We start from the raw sequence: 19,109 nt of genomic DNA, 5'->3' as shown, positions 1-19,109 counted from the left end.
AAACGGCCCCGGAAAGTCCGGGGCCGTTCGCATGAAGACGGATCGATCGATGATCAGGCGGCGCGGTAGACCGGCGCACCGGTGGCTTCACCGTCGATCTTGAACTGCTGGATGAGCCGGCGCAGCGAATCGGCCTCGTCGGCCAGTTCGCGGCTGGCGGCGGTTGTTTCCTCCACCATGGCGGCGTTCTGCTGCGTCATCTGGTCCATCTGGTTGACGGTCGCGTTGACGCTCTGCAGCGCGTTGGACTGGTCGTGGCTCGCGCGGGCAATCATCTCGACATGCTGGCTGATAGTGACGATCTGGGCGCTGATCTTGGCGAGCACCGTGCCGGTCTCCTGCACGAATTGCGAGCCGGAATTGACCTCGTTGGTCGACTTGTTGATCAGCCCCTTGATCTCCTGCGCCGCGGCGGCGGAGCGCTGGGCCAGTTCGCGGACCTCCATCGCGACCACCGCGAAGCCCTTGCCGGCTTCACCGGCGCGCGCCGCCTCGATGCCGGCGTTGAGCGCCAGGAGGTTGGTCTGGAAGGCGATCTCGTCGATGACGCCAATGATCTGCTCGATCTGGCGCGAGGCATCCTCGATGCGGCCCATCGCGTCGATCGCATTGCTGACGACGACGGCGGAATCGTCGGCGCTGCGCTTGGCCTGGCGGACGATCTGGTCGGCATCCTTGGCGCGTTCAGCCGACGAACGGACCGTGACGGTGATTTCATCGACGGCGGCCGCGGTCTCTTCGAGCGAGGCAGCCTGCTGTTCGGTGCGCTTGGAGAGGTCCTCGGCGGACTGGGCCATCTGGTTGCCGTTGCCCTGGATCAGTTCGACATTGTCGCGGATCTGGCTCATCGTCGCCTGCAGGCGCATCATCGAACCGTTGAAATCCTGGCGCAGCTGTTCGAGACGGCCGATGAAGGGCGTTTCGATCGTCGTCGAGATATCACCCTGCGACATGCGTTCGAGGCCGGCGGCGAGCGCGTTGACCGCAAATTCGATCTGACGATCCATCTCGCGCTTTTCGGCGTCGTTGCGCTGGCGCTCATGTTCGGCCGCGGCGCGTTCCTCGTCGCTCTGCTCCTCGATGCGGATCTTCGAGATGGCGTTTTCCTTGAAGATGCCGAGCGCGCGGGCCATGTCGCCGATTTCATCGTGGCGCTGCTCGCCGGAGATGCTGGTATCCAGCGCCCCTTCGGCGATGCGGCGCATAGCGGCGGTGATATGGCTGATCGGGCGCTGCAGCGTCAGCACCAGGGCAATGCCGCCGAGGATCGACAACAGGATGCCGAGACCGGTGGTCATGACGGAGATGCTGTTTGCCTGGGTGCGCTCGGTGCCGGCCGTCTCCTTCTGCAGCTCGGCGAAATCAGTCAGCTTTTTCCAGATCTGGTCGAGCTCCTGGCGGGCGGCGGCATAGGCGGTGACGCGCTCGCCGATCGTGTCGACGATCTTCGAGCCGCCGCCGGAGATGATGTCGAGCGCCGGCTGGATCGCGCCTGATATGCCTTCGGCAAAACCCATGCCCTTGGCGCTGGTGATCAGTACCTGCATGTCCTTGCCGAGCGTGCCGGCCTGCTGCTGCAGACGCACGAGATTTTCCTTGCTGGAGTCGGCGAGAAAGTCGGAAAGAACGATCTGCAGCAAATAGACGGAATTTTCGAGACGCCTCGTATCCTGCAGGACCGAGTTGGCCTGGGCAATCCGGCCGTCGAGCGCGGCGAATTCCTGGGTCGCGTCACGCATTTTCTGCGTGGCGGTCAGCTGCGTATAGGTCGAGGTCTGGCGGAAGCGCGAAACCAGGCGGCCGAGTTCGGTGGCGGTCTCGTCGGTCGGATTGGGCGTCTGGACGATCGCCTTGATTCCGTCGATGGTCGCAGCCAGGGCGTCGATGACATTCTTCTGATTGCTCGGAACCGAGATGGCGATCAGACGCTGCGATTTGATGATCTCCGGCATCTGTTCGTTGATGAAGGCGATCTTGTCCTGCGGTGTCTGCGGCTTGCTGAAGCCGCTGGCGACGGTGCCGAGAAAATCGCCGCCCTTCAACAGGCGGTCGGCCGTGCGAAGGGTGCTGGTGGCGGCGCTCTCGTCGCTCTGGACTGTGCTCTGCAATTCCTCGGCCTGATAGGACACGGTGAAGCGGGTGCTGATCACGCTCTTCTGCGCTGCATCGATCTGCTCATGCAATGCCCGCTCCTGCTCGTGCAGCGCCCAGAGCTTGTCAACGACTCCCGAAATGTCCTTGGTGCGGCGCGATGCCTCCGCAAGGCTGTCGCGACCGGCGGCCTCATCACCGACCTGGTTCAGCGTCTGGTCGAGCACGCCTTGCTGGGTCTTCAGATCCGCGAGCAGCTTGTCGCGCGCCTCAGGGCTGGTGACGCGCAGGAAATCGTCCATCGAACCATAGAGATCTTTGAAGCCGCTGAGCGACTGCAGCACGCTGTTGGATATTTCCATGCGGCCCTGCAGCAGCCCCGAAGCGTAGAGGCCCGTCAGGCCCACCGCCGAAATGGTGACGACGAAAGGCAGAACGAAGATCAGGACTTTCGTCTTGATCCTGAAACGGGAAAGAATCTTGTCAATCAACATGGCGTTCCGGGCCTTTCATACACCACTCCTCCCGCAGGCAGCCACATGGCGCCAGCCGGGTGCACATCGAGCTATTCTTAATTACATTGGGGAACCCGGAGGCCAGGCGGCAGTCATTGCCAGTTCATGTCCAAACAACTTGGAGATGCCCAAATATTCGCGAGCAATTGTGTCAGATTAGATATTAATTTTCGGATAAGCTGTTATGGCGGGTTAAGCCAAGGCAGTGAAATAGTTGCAAATTATGGGCCGCGACGCCGCGGTGCGACAATAGTCACGTCGCAACGTTCATTCCAGATCTGCGGACGGGATCAGATGAAGTGCGAGAGCAGCAGCGCGATGCTGGCGGCGGTGGCGCCAGCGGCAAGCATCAGATAACGCAGGGCGACCATTCGAGCGTTCGGCTTTGCCTCGGCAATTGCGATGGCGCGGGCGCGTCGTGTGTTTCTGGTCATGGTCGAAACCTCACTTCTCTCTAACACAACAACAATCCAACAAATCGGCTTGCCGGTAAAGCTTAATTTAGGAACGACCTTGCAAACCGCCAATTGAGACAGGATGGCGCACCTCTATTAAAAAGTCTTGAATCGGCTTTTCTAAAGCACGTCGCGTTGAATCGGAATCATGCGACGCGCTTTAGGTCTTGCTTTCTGATCAGCGCTGTGCTCCTCGGCTTCATGTATGTCGTTATCTCAAAACCGCTGCGTACTTTTGGGCGACATGCATCAGGCCCATTCACCGGCGGCAAAACCGGAGGCCCAGGCCCACTGGAAATTATAGCCGCCAAGCCAGCCGGTGACGTCGACGCATTCACCGATGAAATAAAGGCCGGGCACTGCTTTTGCTTCCATGCTGCGGGAATCGAGCGCTGCCGTGTCGATGCCGCCGAGCGTCACTTCGGCGGTGCGATAACCTTCCGAGCCGGACGGTTTGACCGCCCAATTCTGGACGCCAGCGGCAAGACGCAGCAGCGCCTTGTCTGGCAGGTCGGCCATGTTGCCGGAAATCTTTTCGCGTTCGACGAGAAATTGTGCCAGCCGCTTCGGCAGGATGTCGCCAAGGGCTGTCTGCGGCGACTGGCGGCCATTGAGCTGCTTTGCCGTCTTCAAATGCGCCGCAATATCGATATCCGGTTCGATGGCGACCACGATCTCGTCGCCCTCGCGCCAATAGGAAGAAATCTGCAGGATGGCCGGGCCGCTCAGCCCGCGATGGGTGAACAGCAGCGCTTCGCGGAAGCCGGTCCTGCCATGGCGAATTTCTGCCGGGGCGGCGATGCCGGCAAGCGGGGCGATGCTTTCCAGCAGGCCGGGATCGAGCGTCAGCGGCACGAGGCCGGGCCGGGTTTCGAGCACGGCCAAGCCGAACTGCTCGGCGAGGCGATAGGCAAAGCCGGTGGCACCCATCTTCGGGATCGACTTGCCCCCGGCGGCGACGATCAGCGATACCGCTTCATAATGACCTTCGCCGGTCGATACGCGGAAGCCGACTTCGGTCTTTTCGACACCTGATATCTCGGTGCCGAGATGCAGCATTGCACCGGCCATACGCATCTCGGCCAGCAGCATGCGGATGATGTCTTTGGCGCTATCGTCGCAGAAAAGCTGGCCGAGCGTCTTTTCGTGCCAGGCAATGCCATGACGGTCGACCATGGCGATGAAATCGGCAGGTGTGAAACGGGCGAGCGCCGATTTGCAGAAATGCGGGTTGGCGGAGAGGAAATTCTTCGGTCCGGCATGGATATTGGTGAAATTGCAGCGGCCGCCGCCCGATATGCGGATCTTCTCGCCAGGCGCCTTGGCATGGTCGAGGACCACGACCGAGCGACCGCGTTTTCCCGCGCCAATGGCCGCCATCATGCCCGCCGCCCCGGCGCCGATGACGATGACGTCGCTTTTGCGCTGCAAATCCGTTTCCCCGATCAAAATCACGTCTTCTTTTTCCATCAAAGGGCGAAAGTCAACGTTTGCCACCCCTCGCCAATTGGCAAAGTCTGGTTATGATGGTGCCACGATCAACACAAACCGGTGTGTCATGTCCCCAAAAAAGACGACGCTGAAACCTGCCAGAAACGTACCCGCCTCGAAGAAAACTCCCCCGGAACCCGGATCCCTGCGTGGCGTTGCGAACTGGAAGGAAGCAGCGCGGTGGCTGAGGGACAGAGGCATCGAAGACATCGAATGCATCACGCCGGACCTTGCCGGCGTTGCGCGCGGCAAGATGATGCCGAGCTCGAAATTCACCTCGAACACGTCGCTGGCACTGCCTTCGGCAATCTACCGGCATACGATATCGGGCGAATATCCCGACGAGACGGAGAGCTTCCGCTACGAGCCGCGCGACAGCGACCTGAAGCTGATGCCCGACCTTTCGACGCTTTCGGTCGTGCCCTGGGAGACCGACCCGACGGCGCAGGTGATCTGCGATATCGTCGATTCGGACGGCGGCGAAGTGCCCTATACGCCGCGCAACGTGCTGAAGCGCATCATGAGTCTTTATCACGAGCGCGGCTGGAAACCGATCGTGGCGCCCGAGATCGAATTCTATCTCGTCGCCAAGAACGACGATCCCGACTATCCGCTGCACCCGCCCAAAGGCCGGTCCGGCCGCTCGATCCTCGGCGGTCAGGGCTATTCGATCGCCGGCATCAATGAGTTCGACGAGCTGATCGACGACGTCTATCATTTCTCGGAGAAGCAGGGGCTGGAGATCGATACGCTGATCCACGAAGAGGGACCGGCGCAGCTCGAGATCAACCTGCGCCACGGCAATCCGATCGAACTTGCCGACCAGGTGTTCCTGTTCAAGCGAACGATCCGCGAGGCGGCGCTGAAGCACGACATCTACGCGACATTCATGGCCAAGCCGATGCAGGGTCAGCCGGGTTCGGCGATGCATATCCATCAGTCGGTGGTCAATATCGAGACGGGCAAGAACATCTTCTCCAATCCCGACGGATCGGCTTCAAAAGAATTCTTCCATTTCATCGGCGGCATGCAGAAATTCGTGCCGAGTGCGATGGCGATGCTTGCGCCCTATGTGAATTCCTACCGGCGCTTGCAGCCGGATATGTCCTGCCCCGTCAACAATGCCTGGGGCTACGACAACCGGACGACGGCTTTCCGCGTTCCGGTTTCCGATCCACAGGCGCGGCGCGTGGAAAACCGGCTGCCGAGCTCGGACGCCAACCCCTATCTCGCACTCGCCGCCTCGCTCGCCTCCGGCCTGCTCGGCATCATGAAGGAGATCGAGCCGACGGCGCCGACCGAGGATTCGGCCAATGAGGGCTCGATCGACCTGCCGCGCGGCCTGCTGGAGGCCGTGGCGCTGCTCGAGGACGAACCCGCTTTCGAGGAAATGTTCGGCAAGCAGTTCATCGGCCTTTATGCCGGCGTCAAGCGCGGCGAGTTCGAGACCTTCATGCAGGTGATCAGCCCCTGGGAGCGGGAATTCCTTCTGCTCAACGTGTGAGGGACTATCATGGCATCGCAGGAGACATGGCAGAGCCCGATCGCGCCGGGGCTATCCTGGTATCAGGCAACCGTCGGGGAGCGGCCGACCTATGCCGCTCTCGACGGCTCGAGAACATGTGACGTCGCCATCGTCGGCGGCGGCTATACCGGCCTGCAGGCCGCCTATAATCTTGCCAAATCAGGCGTTTCGGTGGCCCTGATCGAGGCCTGCCGCTTCGGCGACGGGGCGTCCGGGCGCAATGGCGGCCAACTCGGCACTGGCCAGCGATGGTGGCCGGAAGAACTCGAGGAGAAGATCGGCTACGAACGCTCGAAGGCGCTGTTCGATCTTGCCGAGGCGGCCAAGCGCCATCTCATCGATTTCGCCCGCGAGCATCAGATCGAGATCGACTATGTACCCGGCCAGCTCAACGTCGCACATAAGGCGAGCTACAAACGCGCCTATTACGAAAATGCCGAGATCGCCGCCTTCCGCTACGACTATCCGCATCTGCGCTTCATGGACGAGAAGGAAACGCAGGACAGGCTCGGCTCGAAGCGTTTCCATTGCGGCGTGCGCGATGTCGGCACCGGCCACATCCATCCGCTGAAGCTGCTGGTCGGGCTCGCGCGGGTCGCTGCCAATGCCGGTGCTGAAATCTTCGAGATGACCAAGGCAACGGCGATCCGCCAGGGCGGCGGCAAGGTGACGATCGAAACCGAAAGGGGAACGATCACCACTGAGCGCGCGCTGATCGCCTGCGACGGCTATATCGACGGCCTCGAACCGGTGACGGCAAGCCATGTCATGCCAATCCGCTCCTTCATCGGCGCCACGGCGCCGCTCGATGGGCATCCCGGTGTGCTGCCGGGGGGCGAGGCTGTGGCCGATTCGCGCTTCGTCGTGCGCTACTTCCGCAAATTCGGGGACGGCCGCCTGCTGTTCGGCGGACGCGAGGCCTATACGTCGGACAATCCGCGGGACATTTCTGAGCACATCCGCCGGCAGATCGCCGAGATCTACCCTGACCTGAAGAACATTGACATCACCCATGCCTGGGGCGGCAGCGTCGGCATCACCATGCCGCGTCAGCCCTTCGTGCGCGAGGTCATGCCCGGGGTCATCTCGATCGGCGGTTATTCCGGCCATGGCGTCATGCTGTCAAACTACTGTGGCAAGCTCTACGCGGAAACGGTGCTTGGAAAATCCGGCGATCTCGACCTGTTCACATCGCTCGATATTCCCGCCTTTCCCGGCGGGGCCCGCATGCGCGCCCCGTTGCTTTTCCTCGCCTTGTCGTGGTTTGCGCTTCGCGACAAGTTTTAGTCCGATTGCGGATTTCCTCTTCCGGAAATTCTCTCTAAAACCGGTTCCTGAGAGATTCATTGCACTGCACACTGGCTTTTTTAAATCGATTAGATTAAAAGGGCCGCCAACCAGCCTGATTGAGAGACAAGCTCATGAGCAGCCAAATCATTCCCGTTGAGCCCTTTGATTATGTCGTCTTCGGCGGCAGCGGCGACCTTGCAGAACGCAAGCTTCTGCCCGCGCTGTATCATCGCCAGATCGAAGGCCAGTTTTCGGAACCGACCCGCGTGATCGGCGCCTCGCGCAGCCCGTTGACGCACGAGGAATACCGCAAATTCGCCAAGGACGCGCTGAACGAGCATCTGAAGAAGGGTGAATACGACGAGGCGGAGGTGGAGAAATTCTGTGCCCGCCTCTACTACGTCTCGGTCGACGCCCGCACGGATGCCGGCTGGGATCAGCTGAAGAAGCTGCTCGACGAAGGCAAGGATCGCGTGCGCGCCTTCTATCTCGCCGTCGCTCCGGGCATCTTCGGCGACATCTCGCAGAAGATCCACGACCACAAGCTGATCACCAAATCGACCCGCATCGTCGTCGAGAAGCCGATCGGCCGCGACCTCGCCTCGGCGCTGCAGCTCAACGACACGATCGGCCGTGCCTTCAAGGAAGAACAGATCTTCCGCATCGACCATTATCTCGGCAAGGAGACGGTGCAGAACCTGATGGCGCTGCGCTTTGCCAACGCGCTCTATGAGCCGCTGTGGAACGCCAACTACATCGACCACGTGCAGATCACCGTGGCTGAATCGGTCGGCCTCGAAGGCCGCGCCGGCTATTACGATACGGCTGGCGCACTGCGCGACATGGTGCAGAACCACATCCTGCAGCTGCTCTGCCTGACGGCGATGGAAGTGCCCTCGTCGATGGATTCGGAAGCCGTTCGCGACGAGAAGCTGAAAGTGCTGCGCGCGCTGAAGCCGCTCAATGCCTCAAACGTCGAGCAGGCGACGGTTCGCGGCCAGTATCGCGCCGGCGCATCGGGCAGCGGCCCGGTCAAGGGCTACCTCGAAGAGCTCGAAGGCGGCGTGTCGAATACCGAGACCTTCGTTGCCATCAAGGCCGAGATCAACAACTGGCGCTGGGCGGGCGTTCCTTTCTACATCCGCACCGGCAAGCGCCTGACCGGGCGCATGTCCGAGATCGTCATCACCTTCAAGCCGATCCCGCATGCAATCTTCGATCAGGCGGCCGGGCGCATCGTTGCCAACCAGCTGATCATCCGCCTGCAGCCGGATGAGGGCGTCAAGCAGTCGCTGATGATCAAGGATCCGGGCCCGGGCGGCATGCGCCTGCGCAACGTGTCGCTCGACATGAGCTTCGCCCAGGCCTTCAACGTCCGCAATCCCGACGCCTACGAGCGCCTGCTGATGGACGTGATCCGCTCCAACCAGACCTTGTTCATGCGCCGCGACGAAGTCGAAGCCGCATGGAAATGGGTGGATCCGATCCTCAAGGGTTGGGAAACGACCGGCCAGCAGGTGCAGGGCTATACGGCCGGCACCTGGGGCCCGAGCCAGGCCATCGCGCTGATTGAGCGCGACGGCCGTACCTGGCATGACGAGATCTAGGACGAAACCGATGGCATCGACCCTGCATTCCTTCGCCAGCGCCGCAGATCTCGCCGGCAACCTCGCCGACAAGGTCGCGGATACGCTTTCGGCGGCGATCGCCGCTCGTGGAACGGCGTCCATCGCCGTTTCCGGCGGCTCCACGCCGAAGGCCTTCTTCCAGGTGCTTTCGACGCGCGACATCGCCTGGGACAAGGTGACAATCACCCTTGTCGACGAACGCTTCGTGCCGGCCGACAATGCGCGCTCGAACCATTTGCTGGTCGACGCCAATCTGCTGCAGAACAAGGCAAAGGCGGCACACTTCCTGCCGCTCTATCAGGACGTGGCTTCCGTGGAGGAGGCAGCCTTGCTCGCGACCGAGAAGACCAAGGCGATCAGTTCCCCCTTCGACACCGTCATCCTCGGCATGGGCGGCGACGGCCACACGGCCTCGTTCTTTCCCGGCGGCAGCAATCTTGCCAAAGCGCTCGATGCATCGACGCCGCGCGGCATCATCACCATGGAAGCGGAAGGAGCCGGCGAGCCGCGCCTGACCTTCACCTTCTCCAGTCTTGAGGATGCCGCACTCCTGGTTCTCCATATTGAGGGCGAAGGCAAAAAAGACGTTCTCGCCAAGGCGGAAGGCAGCGGTGACGAGGCAGAAATGCCGATCCGCGCCGTTCTGCGCCGGGCCACTTCCCCGGTCGAGATCTACTGGGCTCCCTGATCAGCCGTCATCCGGATTGAGATTCAGGCCAGAGCCGCCGAAACAGATAGAGACAACGAACAAGGCAGGGATTTTCCATGTCCGCTCACGCACGCATTTCTGCGATCACCGATCGCATCGTCGAACGCTCGAAGCCAAGCCGCGAGCGCTACCTGGAACGCCTGCGCGCCGCCGCTTCCAAGGGTGTCGCGCGCTCGGTGCTCGGATGCGCCAATCTTGCCCATGGCTTCGCGGTCTGTTCCCCCGCCGACAAGGATGCGCTCGCCGGCGACCGCATCCCCAATCTCGGCATCATCACCGCCTATAACGACATGCTCTCGGCCCACCAGCCATTCGAGACCTATCCGGCAATCATCCGCGAGGCGGCAGCCGAAGCAGGCGGCGTGGCGCAGGTGGCCGGCGGCGTGCCGGCGATGTGCGACGGCGTCACCCAGGGACAGCCGGGCATGGAGCTCTCGCTCTTCTCGCGCGACCTGATCGCCATGTCGGCGGGCGTCGGCCTGTCGCATAATATGTTCGATGCCGCCCTCTTCCTCGGCGTCTGCGACAAGATCGTGCCCGGCCTCGTGATCGCTGCCCTGTCCTTCGGGCACTTGCCGTCGATCTTCGTTCCGGCCGGTCCGATGACCACAGGCCTGCCGAACGATGAGAAGTCGCGCGTGCGCCAGCTTTTCGCCGAGGGCAAGGTCGGACGCGCCGAACTGCTGGAGGCGGAATCGAAATCCTATCACGGCCCCGGCACCTGCACCTTCTACGGCACCGCCAATTCCAACCAGATGCTGATGGAGATCATGGGCTTCCACATGCCCGGCTCGTCCTTCATCAATCCCGGCACGCCGTTGCGTGAAGCGCTGACGCGTGAAGCCGCCAAGCGGGCGCTGGCGATCACCGCACTCGGCAACGAATTCACGCCGGCGGGCGAAATGATCGACGAGCGCTCGGTCGTCAACGGCGTCGTCGGCCTGCATGCGACCGGCGGTTCGACCAATCATACGCTGCACCTCGTCGCCATGGCGCGGGCGGCCGGCATCCAGCTCACCTGGCAGGACATCGCCGAGCTTTCGGAAATCGTCCCGCTGCTTGCCCGCGTCTACCCGAACGGCCTTGCCGATGTGAACCATTTCCAGGCGGCCGGCGGCATGGGTTTCCTCATCAAGGAACTCTTGAAGCACGGACTGGTGCATGACGACGTGCGCACGGTCTTCGGCCAGGGTCTCCAAGCCTATACGGTCGATGCCCGTCTCGGCGAAAACGGTGCCGTCCTGCGCGAGCCGTCGCCGGAAAAAAGCGTCGATCCCAAAGTGCTCTCCAGCATCGAGACGCCGTTCCAGGCGAATGGCGGGCTGAAGATGCTGCGCGGCAATCTCGGCAAGGCGGTCATCAAAATATCCGCCGTCAAGCCGGAACGCCACATCATCGAGGCGCCGGCGATCATCTTCCACAGCCAGCAGGAGCTGCAGGACGCTTTCAAGGAAGGCAAGCTCAACCGCGATTTCATCGCCGTCGTGCGCTTCCAGGGCCCGAAGGCGAACGGCATGCCGGAACTGCACAAGCTGACGCCGCCGCTCGGCGTGTTGCAGGATCGCGGCTTCCGCGTGGCGCTCCTCACCGACGGGCGCATGTCCGGTGCATCCGGCAAAGTGCCGGCAGCGATCCACGTCACGCCGGAAGCGGTCGACGGCGGTCCTATCGCCCGCATCCGCGAGGGCGACATCATTCGGCTGGACGCGATCAAGGGCACGCTCGAGCTGCTCGTCGATGCGGCTGATTTGGCCGAGCGGGAGCCGGTGACCGTCGATCTCTCCGACAATGAATTCGGCATGGGCCGCGAACTCTTCGCGCCGTTCCGCCGCGCCGTCGGACCTTCGGACCAGGGTGCAAGCGTGCTCTTCCACCACTGAGTGGGTGGCTTCTGGCAAACAAAAACCCGCGGGGAGCATGAAGCACCCGCGGGTTTTTGATTTCAATCCGGCTTACTGAAGTAGTGAGCCATTCACACGTTCTGGCGGACGCGCGGCTTTAGGCTCGAATATCGAGAACGTAGTCGCGGTGCGCCGGATGGGTGCTGTAGACGAAGATCTTGTTCAGCTCCTTCTGCGTCAGCAGGCGCAGGAAGCGGACGTCGATCGTATTGTTGGCGTTGACCTTCATCAGCAGGCAGCCGACCTTGGTGATGCGGGCATCCGGAATATCCAGATAGAACTGCTTCGGCAGGCTGAACTGGGTCAGGATTGCGAGCGTCGCGCTGCTCATCGAAATCCGGACAATGTCGCAGCGGCGCGAAGCCGCATGCATGACGCCCTTTTCCGTATATTCGATGCGCGCGGCGTTCATGGTGTCCTCCATCTTGAACCGCGCCTCGCGGTCATACATGAAGGATTCTTCCTTGCTCAGGAAATGAGATTTTGGCTGTGACGGATTGGAAGCGGCCACGTGCTTATCCCCCTCATAAATTGACGAGGAAAAGGTAGCAGCCGATCTTTAACAGAAAGTGAGAATTAGGCCCGTCCCGCACAATTCTTGGGGCCATCACCCCAAAAATGGCCGCCTCACTTCCGGTAGGTATGGCCGGTTGCGTCAAAGAGATGCAACTTCTGCCTGTCGGCTGCAAACCGCATCCTCTGTCCCTTCTTCACATCATAGATGCCGGGCAGCTTGACGACGATCGGCTCGCCCGGAACCAGGCCCTCGATATAAAGCAACGTCACTTCACCGAGCGCTTCTACGATCGACACTTCACCTTCGAAAAGGTAGTCGCCGCCATCGGCAACCCGGAGATCCTCCGGACGAACGCCGAAGCTTGCCTGCTTGCCCATTTCCGACGCGTCGGTCGCCACATCAAGGGTCACCGACATGCCGCCGGTCAGCGTCACCGTCGTCTGGCTTCCGGTTCCGGCGACCGTCGCCGGAATGATGTTCATCGCCGGCGAGCCGATGAATTTCGCGACGAAGAGGTTTGCCGGGCGCTCGTAGAGGTCCAGCGGCGCGCCGACCTGCTCGATATTGCCGGCTGAGAGAACGACGATGCGATCGGCGAGCGTCATTGCCTCGACCTGGTCGTGGGTCACGTAGATCATCGTCGTATCGGCCATCTGTTCGTTCAGACGGGCGATCTCGATGCGGGTCGCGACGCGCAGAGCGGCATCGAGGTTGGAGAGCGGCTCGTCGAAGAGGAAGACCTTCGGATCGCGGCAGATGGCCCGGCCGATCGCCACGCGCTGGCGCTGACCGCCGGAAAGCGCCTTCGGCAGGCGATCAAGATATTTGGTCAGCTGCAGGCTCTCGGCCGCCGCCCGGACCCGGCGGTCGATTTCCTGCTTGCTTTCGCCGGCGATCTTCATGCCGAAAGCCATGTTGTCGAACACGGTCATATGCGGGTAGAGCGCATAGGACTGGAAGACCATGGCGATGCCGCGCTTGGAGGGCGGCACGTCATTGACGAGATGGCCGTCGATATACATCTCACCGCCGGTGATCGCCTCGAGACCGGCGATCATGCGCAGAAGCGTGGACTTGCCACAGCCGGACGGACCGACGAAGACGATGAATTCGCCCTGCTTGATATCGAGGTCGATACCATGGAGAACGTCCACGGAACCGTAAGATTTGCGGATATCCTTCAGCGTCAGTCCAGTCATTTCTCTCTCCCCTGTGTTCCTTAGGCCTGTGTTCCTAGAGCATGATGCCGAAAAGTGTGCGCCGTTTCCGGCATCATGCTCTATTTCTTTGATTTAGATCAGGATTCAGATTTTTGGGCCCCATGGGGCCTAAAATCATCCTGATCTAGGCAAGACGGGCGAAATACGCCCCCCAGGCCGGAATATCGATCTTGTCGCCATAGTTGTTGCTAGTAAAGCCATGGCCCGTCAATGCCTGCCATTCTCCAGCAGGCAGAATGACGGCGGCCTCGGCCGGACTCATGTTGAAGATGCAGAGCAGCTTCTCATTACCGTATTCACGGGTGAAGACCAGGCTATCGCCCTGTTGTTCCTCGAATTCGATCTCGCCCTTGGCAAAAGCCGGGTGCAGCTTGCGGAAGGCGATGAAGCGGCGATAGTGCTCCAGCACCGAAGTCTCATCGCCCAGCTGGACGCTGACGGCACGCAGGATATGCTCGACCGGCACCGGCAACCAGGGCTTGACCGTCGAGAAGCCGCCCTGGGCGACTTGGCTGTCCCAGACCATCGGCGTGCGGCAGCCGTCGCGGCCCTTGAATTCCGGCCAGAACTGAATGCCGTAGGGGTCCTGCAGATCCTGATAGGCGAGATCGGCCTCGGTCAGCGCCAGCTCCTCGCCCTGATAGAGGCAGACGGAGCCGCGCATGGTCATCAGCAACGAGGCATAAAGCTTGGCAAAGGCGTCGTGATCGGCGACCAGCCCGCCCCAACGGCTGACATGGCGCATGACATCGTGATTGGAGAAGGCCCAGCAGGCCCAGCCATCAGGTGCGGCGGCTTCGAAATCCAGCATCACCTCCTCGACGCGCTCCGGCGTCAGCGGATCGGGCGCCAGGAATTCGAAGGCGTAGCACATATGCATCTTGTCGTTGCCGGAGGTGTATTCACCGACGATTTCAAGGCCGCGCTGGCTGTCGCCGACTTCGCCGACGGCGGCGATCGCCGGGAATTCTTCGAGAACGGCGCGGAAGCGCTTCAGGAAGGCAAGGTTCTCCGGGCGGTTCTTGTCGTAGAGATGCTCCTGAAAATTATAGGGATTGACCGCCGGCGCCGTCGAGGCGTTGCGGCGCTCGGGAGCAAGCGCCGGATTGTCGCGCAGTTGCGTGTCATGGAAATAGAAGTTGATGGTGTCGAGGCGGAAGCCGTCGACGCCGCGATTGAGCCAGAAGCGCACGACGTCCAGCAGACGGTCCTGCACCTCAGGGTTATGCAGGTTCATGTCCGGCTGCGAGGTCAGGAAATTGTGCAGGTAATATTGCATGCGCGTCGGATCCCACGCCCATGCCGAGCCGCCGAAGATCGACAGCCAGTTGTTCGGCGGCGTGCCATCCGGCTTGGCGTCGGCCCAGACATACCAGTCGGCCTTGGCGTTGGTCTTGCTCGAGCGGCTCTGCACGAACCAGGGATGCTGATCCGAGCTGTGGGAGATGACGAGGTCGATCATCACCCGGATGCCGAGGCGATGAGCCTCGGCGATCATCGTGTCGAAATCCACCAGCGTGCCGAAGATCGAATCGACATTCTCGTAGTCGGAAACGTCATAACCGAAATCGCGCATCGGCGAGGTGAAGAAGGGCGAGATCCAGATTGCATCGACGCCAAGGCTTGCCACATGCGGCAGCCGGGCGGTGATGCCCTTCAGGTCGCCGATGCCGTCGCCGTTCGAATCCTGGTAGGAGCGCGGGTAGATCTGATAGATCACTGCGCCGCGCCACCAGTCCTTGTCGGGGGTCGAGATCGATTGAGAAGCCACGTTCATGGAATATCCTGTTTGAAGTCACGGTCGGGAATGGTCAGCCTCCCTTGACCGAACCCGCCAGCAGACCGCGCACCAAGTAACGCTGCAGCCCGAAGAAGACGAGCAACGGCACGATGATGGTGACGAAGGCCGACGCCGTCAAAATCTCCCAATTGCCGCCGCGAGAGCCGAGCAGCGCGTTCAGGCTGCCGGTCAGCACGAGGTGATCCTTGTCGGTGCCGAGGAAGACCATGGCGACGAGCAGGTCGTTCCACACCCACAGGAACTGGAAGATGGCGAAGGAGGCGAGTGCCGGGAAGGACAGAGGCAAAACGATGCGGACGAAGATCTCGAAATCGCTCGCGCCATCGACGCGGGCGGATTCGATGATCTCCTTCGGCAGGCCGGCAATATAGGCCCGCAAGAGATAGATGGCGAGCGGCATGCCGAAGGCGGTATGGGCCAGCCAGATGCCGGGATAGGTCTTCGACGGCTGGCCGAGCAGATTGCCGATCTCGTTATAGAGGCGCAGCAGCGGAATCAGCGACATCTGCAGCGGCACGACGATCAGGCCGACGACGAGCGCAATCAGCAGCCCGCGGCCGGGAAACTCCATCCAGCTCAGGGCATAGGCGGCGAAAGCGGCAATCAGGATCGGGATGATCGTCGCCGGGATCGTCACGGTCAGCGAGTTGATGAAGGACTGGCCGATGCCCTCGCCGGTCAGAACCGTTTTGTAGTTCTGCATGGTGAATTCCGGCGGTGCGGAGACGGACGCATAGATGCGCTTCGGGCGTTCGTCGGGCGAGAAGGCGGCATTCTTCACATAGCGATAACTGCCGTCGCTGTTGATCTGCAGAGTTTCGCCGTCGCCGAGATCGGCGGTCTCGCCGGCCTTGAAGGCGGCCGGCTGCTGTATACGGTTGCCGAAGGCCTTCACGGCACGGCCGGTCTGGCCTTCCAACACATTGCCCGAGATGACGTAGGTCGTACCTTCCTGCTTTTGCTGGTCGGGTGTACCGAGGCGGACCGCGGCCGTCTGGGTCGAGCCGACGAAGGCCGTCCACCACCCGGAGACGACGATCTGGTCCTTGTCGCGTAGCGCGCTGACGAAGATGCCGAGCGTCGGGATGAGCCAGACGATGACGATCAGCAGGACGGCTGCGTGAACGAAGAGGCGGGCGGGGCCGATCTTGAAGTAGCTTCCGATAGCGGTCATCTCAGTGCCCCTTCAGTTCGCGATTGGCGCGGCGCACGTTCCAGACCATGATCGGCGTGACGGCGAGCATGATGATGATGGCGATGACCGCACTTCGGCCGGAATCGCCGCCGCCGCGGAACATCCAGTCAAACATCAGGTTCGCCAGCACCATCGTCTGCCACTGGCCGTTGGTCATGGTCAGCACGATGTCGAAGACCTTGAGGACGAGAATGGTGATCGTTGTCCAGACGACGGCGATGGAACCCCAGACCTGCGGCACCATGATGCGCCAGAAGATCTGCCAGCCATTGGCGCCGTCGATGACGGCGGCTTCGATCGTCTCCTCGGGGATGCCGCGAAGAGCGGCCGACAGGATGACCATGGCGAAACCGGTCTGGATCCAGATCAGGATGACCATCAGGAAGAAGTTGTTCCAGAAGGGAATGGAGATCCACACCTCGGGCGTTCCGCCGAAAGTCTGGACGATGGCGTTCAGCAGGCCGATCTGGACGTCGTTGCCGCCGCGATATTCATAGATGAATTTCCAGATGACCGAGGCGCCGACGAAGGAGATCGCCATCGGCATGAAGACGATGCTCTTGGCGATATTGCCCCACCAGATGCGATCGGTCATCACGGCGATGACGAGGCCGAAGAAGGTGCAGGCGGCCGGCACGACGGCCAGCCAGAGGATGTTGTTGAAGATCGACTGACGGAATTCGCGGTCACCGAGCGCCCATTTGTAGTTGGCGAGGCCGACGAACTGCAGACCGGCTCGGTCGTAAAAGGAGAGGATGAAGGTCGCAACGACCGGATAAACGAGATAGACGATAAGCAGGAAGAGTGCCGGGCCGATGAACAACCACGGCCGGACGAGCGCACGGCGGTTGAGATTGCGCGATGCGGCGCGGATGTCGCCATCCTTCACCGGCAGAGCGAGATCCAGGATCTTGTTCGAAAAATAGAAATAGGCCGAGCACGCGAAAACGGCGACGACCACGACGCCCAAAGCGGACACTATCTGCGACAGCATTTCGTCCCTCCCCTGCTTCCCCTGATCTTATTCCGACCGGTTGTTATGCTGACGGATCAGCGCCGGTCATCGTCAATCTTTTTGTGTTGCCCAATCACAATATATCCTGCGATGGCCGGGCTCTTTGCGAGCCCGGCCAGTCATGCAAGCCATGCCGCCGGCAAGCCGGCGGCATAATTTTGAAAGATTACTTGATACCGTCCCAGGCGCTCTGGATTTCGCCTGCAGCCTCTTCAGCGGACTTGCCGCCGACGAAATCGACCATGCCCGTCCAGAAGGCGCCGGCGCCGATCTTGCCCGGCATCAGGTCGGAACCGTCGAAGCGGAAGGTGGTGGCGGAGGTCAGAATCTCGCCTTCCTTCTTCATCTGCGGGTTGGCATAGGCCTCGGTGCTGACGCCCTTATACGGCGTCAGGAAGCTCGACTGCGCCATCCAGACCTCATGGGCGATCGGGGTCTTCAGGAAGTCGATGAAGGCGCGGGCCGTCTTCGAGTCCTTGGCGATCGAGACGAGCGTGCCGGCGCCGAGAACCGGCTTGCCGAGTTCGGGATGCGAAGCAAAGGTCGGCATGTAGAAGAAGTCGGCATCCTGGCCGAGCTTCGTGCCCTCAGGGAAGAAGGACGGAATGAACGAGGCCTGATGGTGCATGTAGCACTTCGGCGGAACCGCGAAGAGGCCCTTCGGGCTGTCACGGAAATCGGTCGAGGCCACGGCTGCGACGCCGCCATCGACGTATTTCGCGTTCTTGGCGAACTTGCCGAACTCGTCGATCGCGGCAACGACGGCCGGATCGGTGAACTTCAACTCGTTGGTCGTCCACTTGTCGTAGGCTTCCGGCGGCTGCATGCGCAGCATGATGTCTTCGACCCAGTCCGTCGCCGGCCAGCCGGTGGCGCCGCCGGAACCAAGGCCGATGCACCAGGGAACGCCGCCATCCTTGACGATCTGATCCGTCAGGGCATGCAGTTCTTCCATGGTCGTCGGGATCTTGTAGCCGGCTTCCTCGAAGTTCTCCGGAACATACCAGACCAGCGATTTTACGTCGGCCTTATACGGGAAGGCGTAGAAGGCTTCCTTGCCGTCCTTGCCCTTGTAGGTGCCGTAACCGACCCAGCTGTCGCCGGCGCCGTAATTGTCCTTGATCCACTTGGAGTTGTCATCGCCGAGCGGCGTCAGGAAGCCCTTGCTGGCGAGATCGGCCAGGAGGCCCGGCTGCGGCAGAACGGCGATGTTCGGCGGCGAGCCTGCCTGCGTATCGATGACGATCTGCTGTTCGTAGTTTTCGGAAGAGGAGTATTTGACATCGATGCCGGTGGCTTCGGTGAAATAGGCAAGAACGCTCTGGAAGAACGCCTCGTCCTCGCCGCGCCACGGCCCGAAGATCGTCAGCGGCTGGCCCTTCAGATCGGCATGAGCAGCCTTGAACTCGTCATAGCTCTTCCAGTTGAACTTGGCATCCTGTCCCGGGGCAAATTTTAGATCGGCTGCAGACGCAGTACCGGCAAAAAGCGCTGCCACGGCAACGCCCATCAAAAATGACTTTTTCATGTGATCAACCTCCCATCACAATCCCAACCGCGCCGAATTCCCTCCAAAAGAAATTTCAAAGCGCTTTGACAGCCAACTCATTTCACTTTCGGGGGAATGGAGTCAAGTCAATTCGCGAAAACCCGCTGTGAACATGCTAGCTATCGCAGCGCAGCAACGTCTATCGGGAAATATGGAGCGATTTTTCTTGAGTCAAGCGCGCCAGATGATACATAATTGAAAGCGCTT

At 61.2% G+C, this 19,109-nt stretch carries 14 protein-coding genes; 5 read left to right on the top strand and 9 right to left on the bottom strand.

Annotated elements, in window-relative coordinates:
• Window positions 1-53 precede the first annotated feature (53 nt).
• The 3 genes from ACD590_RS02155 to ACD590_RS02145 form a co-directional block, all read right to left on the bottom strand.
• Window positions 54-2,585, bottom strand: a complete 2,532-nt coding sequence (locus tag ACD590_RS02155; RefSeq protein WP_439020835.1) for a methyl-accepting chemotaxis protein — start codon at window positions 2,583-2,585, stop codon at window positions 54-56.
• A gap of 311 nt (window positions 2,586-2,896) precedes the next feature.
• Window positions 2,897-3,040, bottom strand: coding sequence for a hypothetical protein (locus tag ACD590_RS02150; protein ID WP_003556626.1), 144 nt, complete (start codon window positions 3,038-3,040; stop codon window positions 2,897-2,899).
• 270 nt (window positions 3,041-3,310) lie between these two features.
• Entirely contained in the window at window positions 3,311-4,531 is a 1,221-nt protein-coding gene (locus tag ACD590_RS02145) for an NAD(P)/FAD-dependent oxidoreductase (RefSeq protein WP_026188628.1), read from the bottom strand.
• Window positions 4,532-4,619: 88 nt separating this feature from the next.
• On the opposite strand from ACD590_RS02145, the gene ACD590_RS02140 reads away from it, so the two are divergent.
• The 5 genes from ACD590_RS02140 to edd all read left to right on the top strand — a co-directional run bounded on the left by ACD590_RS02140 (window position 4,620) and on the right by edd (window position 11,584).
• On the top strand, window positions 4,620-6,056 hold the full coding sequence (locus tag ACD590_RS02140; RefSeq protein WP_018244849.1) for a glutamine synthetase family protein: 1,437 nt from the start codon (window positions 4,620-4,622) through the stop codon (window positions 6,054-6,056).
• A 9-nt stretch (window positions 6,057-6,065) separates the two neighbouring features.
• Window positions 6,066-7,364, top strand: coding sequence for an NAD(P)/FAD-dependent oxidoreductase (locus tag ACD590_RS02135; RefSeq protein WP_439002038.1), 1,299 nt, complete (start codon window positions 6,066-6,068; stop codon window positions 7,362-7,364).
• Between the two features lie 134 nt (window positions 7,365-7,498).
• On the top strand, window positions 7,499-8,974 hold the full coding sequence (gene zwf / locus ACD590_RS02130) for a glucose-6-phosphate dehydrogenase (protein ID WP_018244847.1): 1,476 nt from the start codon (window positions 7,499-7,501) through the stop codon (window positions 8,972-8,974).
• A 10-nt stretch (window positions 8,975-8,984) separates the two neighbouring features.
• A complete protein-coding gene (gene pgl, locus ACD590_RS02125; RefSeq protein ID WP_028734002.1) occupies window positions 8,985-9,683 on the top strand; it encodes a 6-phosphogluconolactonase in 699 nt (232 codons plus the stop codon).
• 77 nt (window positions 9,684-9,760) lie between these two features.
• Window positions 9,761-11,584, top strand: a complete 1,824-nt coding sequence (gene edd / locus ACD590_RS02120; protein WP_018244845.1) for a phosphogluconate dehydratase — start codon at window positions 9,761-9,763, stop codon at window positions 11,582-11,584.
• 118 nt (window positions 11,585-11,702) lie between these two features.
• Here the strand turns inward: edd and ACD590_RS02115 are convergent, their stop codons facing one another.
• The 6 genes from ACD590_RS02115 to ACD590_RS02090 form a co-directional block, all read right to left on the bottom strand.
• The gene (locus ACD590_RS02115) at window positions 11,703-12,056 is read right to left on the bottom strand and encodes a hypothetical protein (protein WP_018445791.1); all 354 of its coding nucleotides are present in this window, start codon (window positions 12,054-12,056) and stop codon (window positions 11,703-11,705) included.
• Between the two features lie 176 nt (window positions 12,057-12,232).
• Window positions 12,233-13,321, bottom strand: coding sequence for an ABC transporter ATP-binding protein (locus ACD590_RS02110; RefSeq protein WP_018244844.1), 1,089 nt, complete (start codon window positions 13,319-13,321; stop codon window positions 12,233-12,235).
• 145 nt (window positions 13,322-13,466) lie between these two features.
• On the bottom strand, window positions 13,467-15,119 hold the full coding sequence (gene bglA, locus ACD590_RS02105; RefSeq protein WP_439002037.1) for a beta-galactosidase BglA: 1,653 nt from the start codon (window positions 15,117-15,119) through the stop codon (window positions 13,467-13,469).
• 34 nt (window positions 15,120-15,153) lie between these two features.
• On the bottom strand, window positions 15,154-16,317 hold the full coding sequence (locus ACD590_RS02100) for a carbohydrate ABC transporter permease (RefSeq protein WP_439002036.1): 1,164 nt from the start codon (window positions 16,315-16,317) through the stop codon (window positions 15,154-15,156).
• A 1-nt stretch (window position 16,318) separates the two neighbouring features.
• Window positions 16,319-17,332, bottom strand: a complete 1,014-nt coding sequence (locus ACD590_RS02095; RefSeq protein ID WP_018445795.1) for a carbohydrate ABC transporter permease — start codon at window positions 17,330-17,332, stop codon at window positions 16,319-16,321.
• Window positions 17,333-17,519: 187 nt separating this feature from the next.
• Window positions 17,520-18,881, bottom strand: coding sequence for an ABC transporter substrate-binding protein (locus tag ACD590_RS02090; protein ID WP_018244840.1), 1,362 nt, complete (start codon window positions 18,879-18,881; stop codon window positions 17,520-17,522).
• Window positions 18,882-19,109: the final 228 nt, after the last annotated feature.

The sequence above is a fragment of the Rhizobium sp. 862_C5_N1_2 genome (assembly GCF_051811205.1).
Classification (GTDB): domain Bacteria; phylum Pseudomonadota; class Alphaproteobacteria; order Rhizobiales; family Rhizobiaceae; genus Rhizobium; species Rhizobium leguminosarum.
The sequence above is the reverse complement of the archived record's forward strand: the minus strand, read 5'-3'. Positions and strand labels throughout refer to the sequence as shown.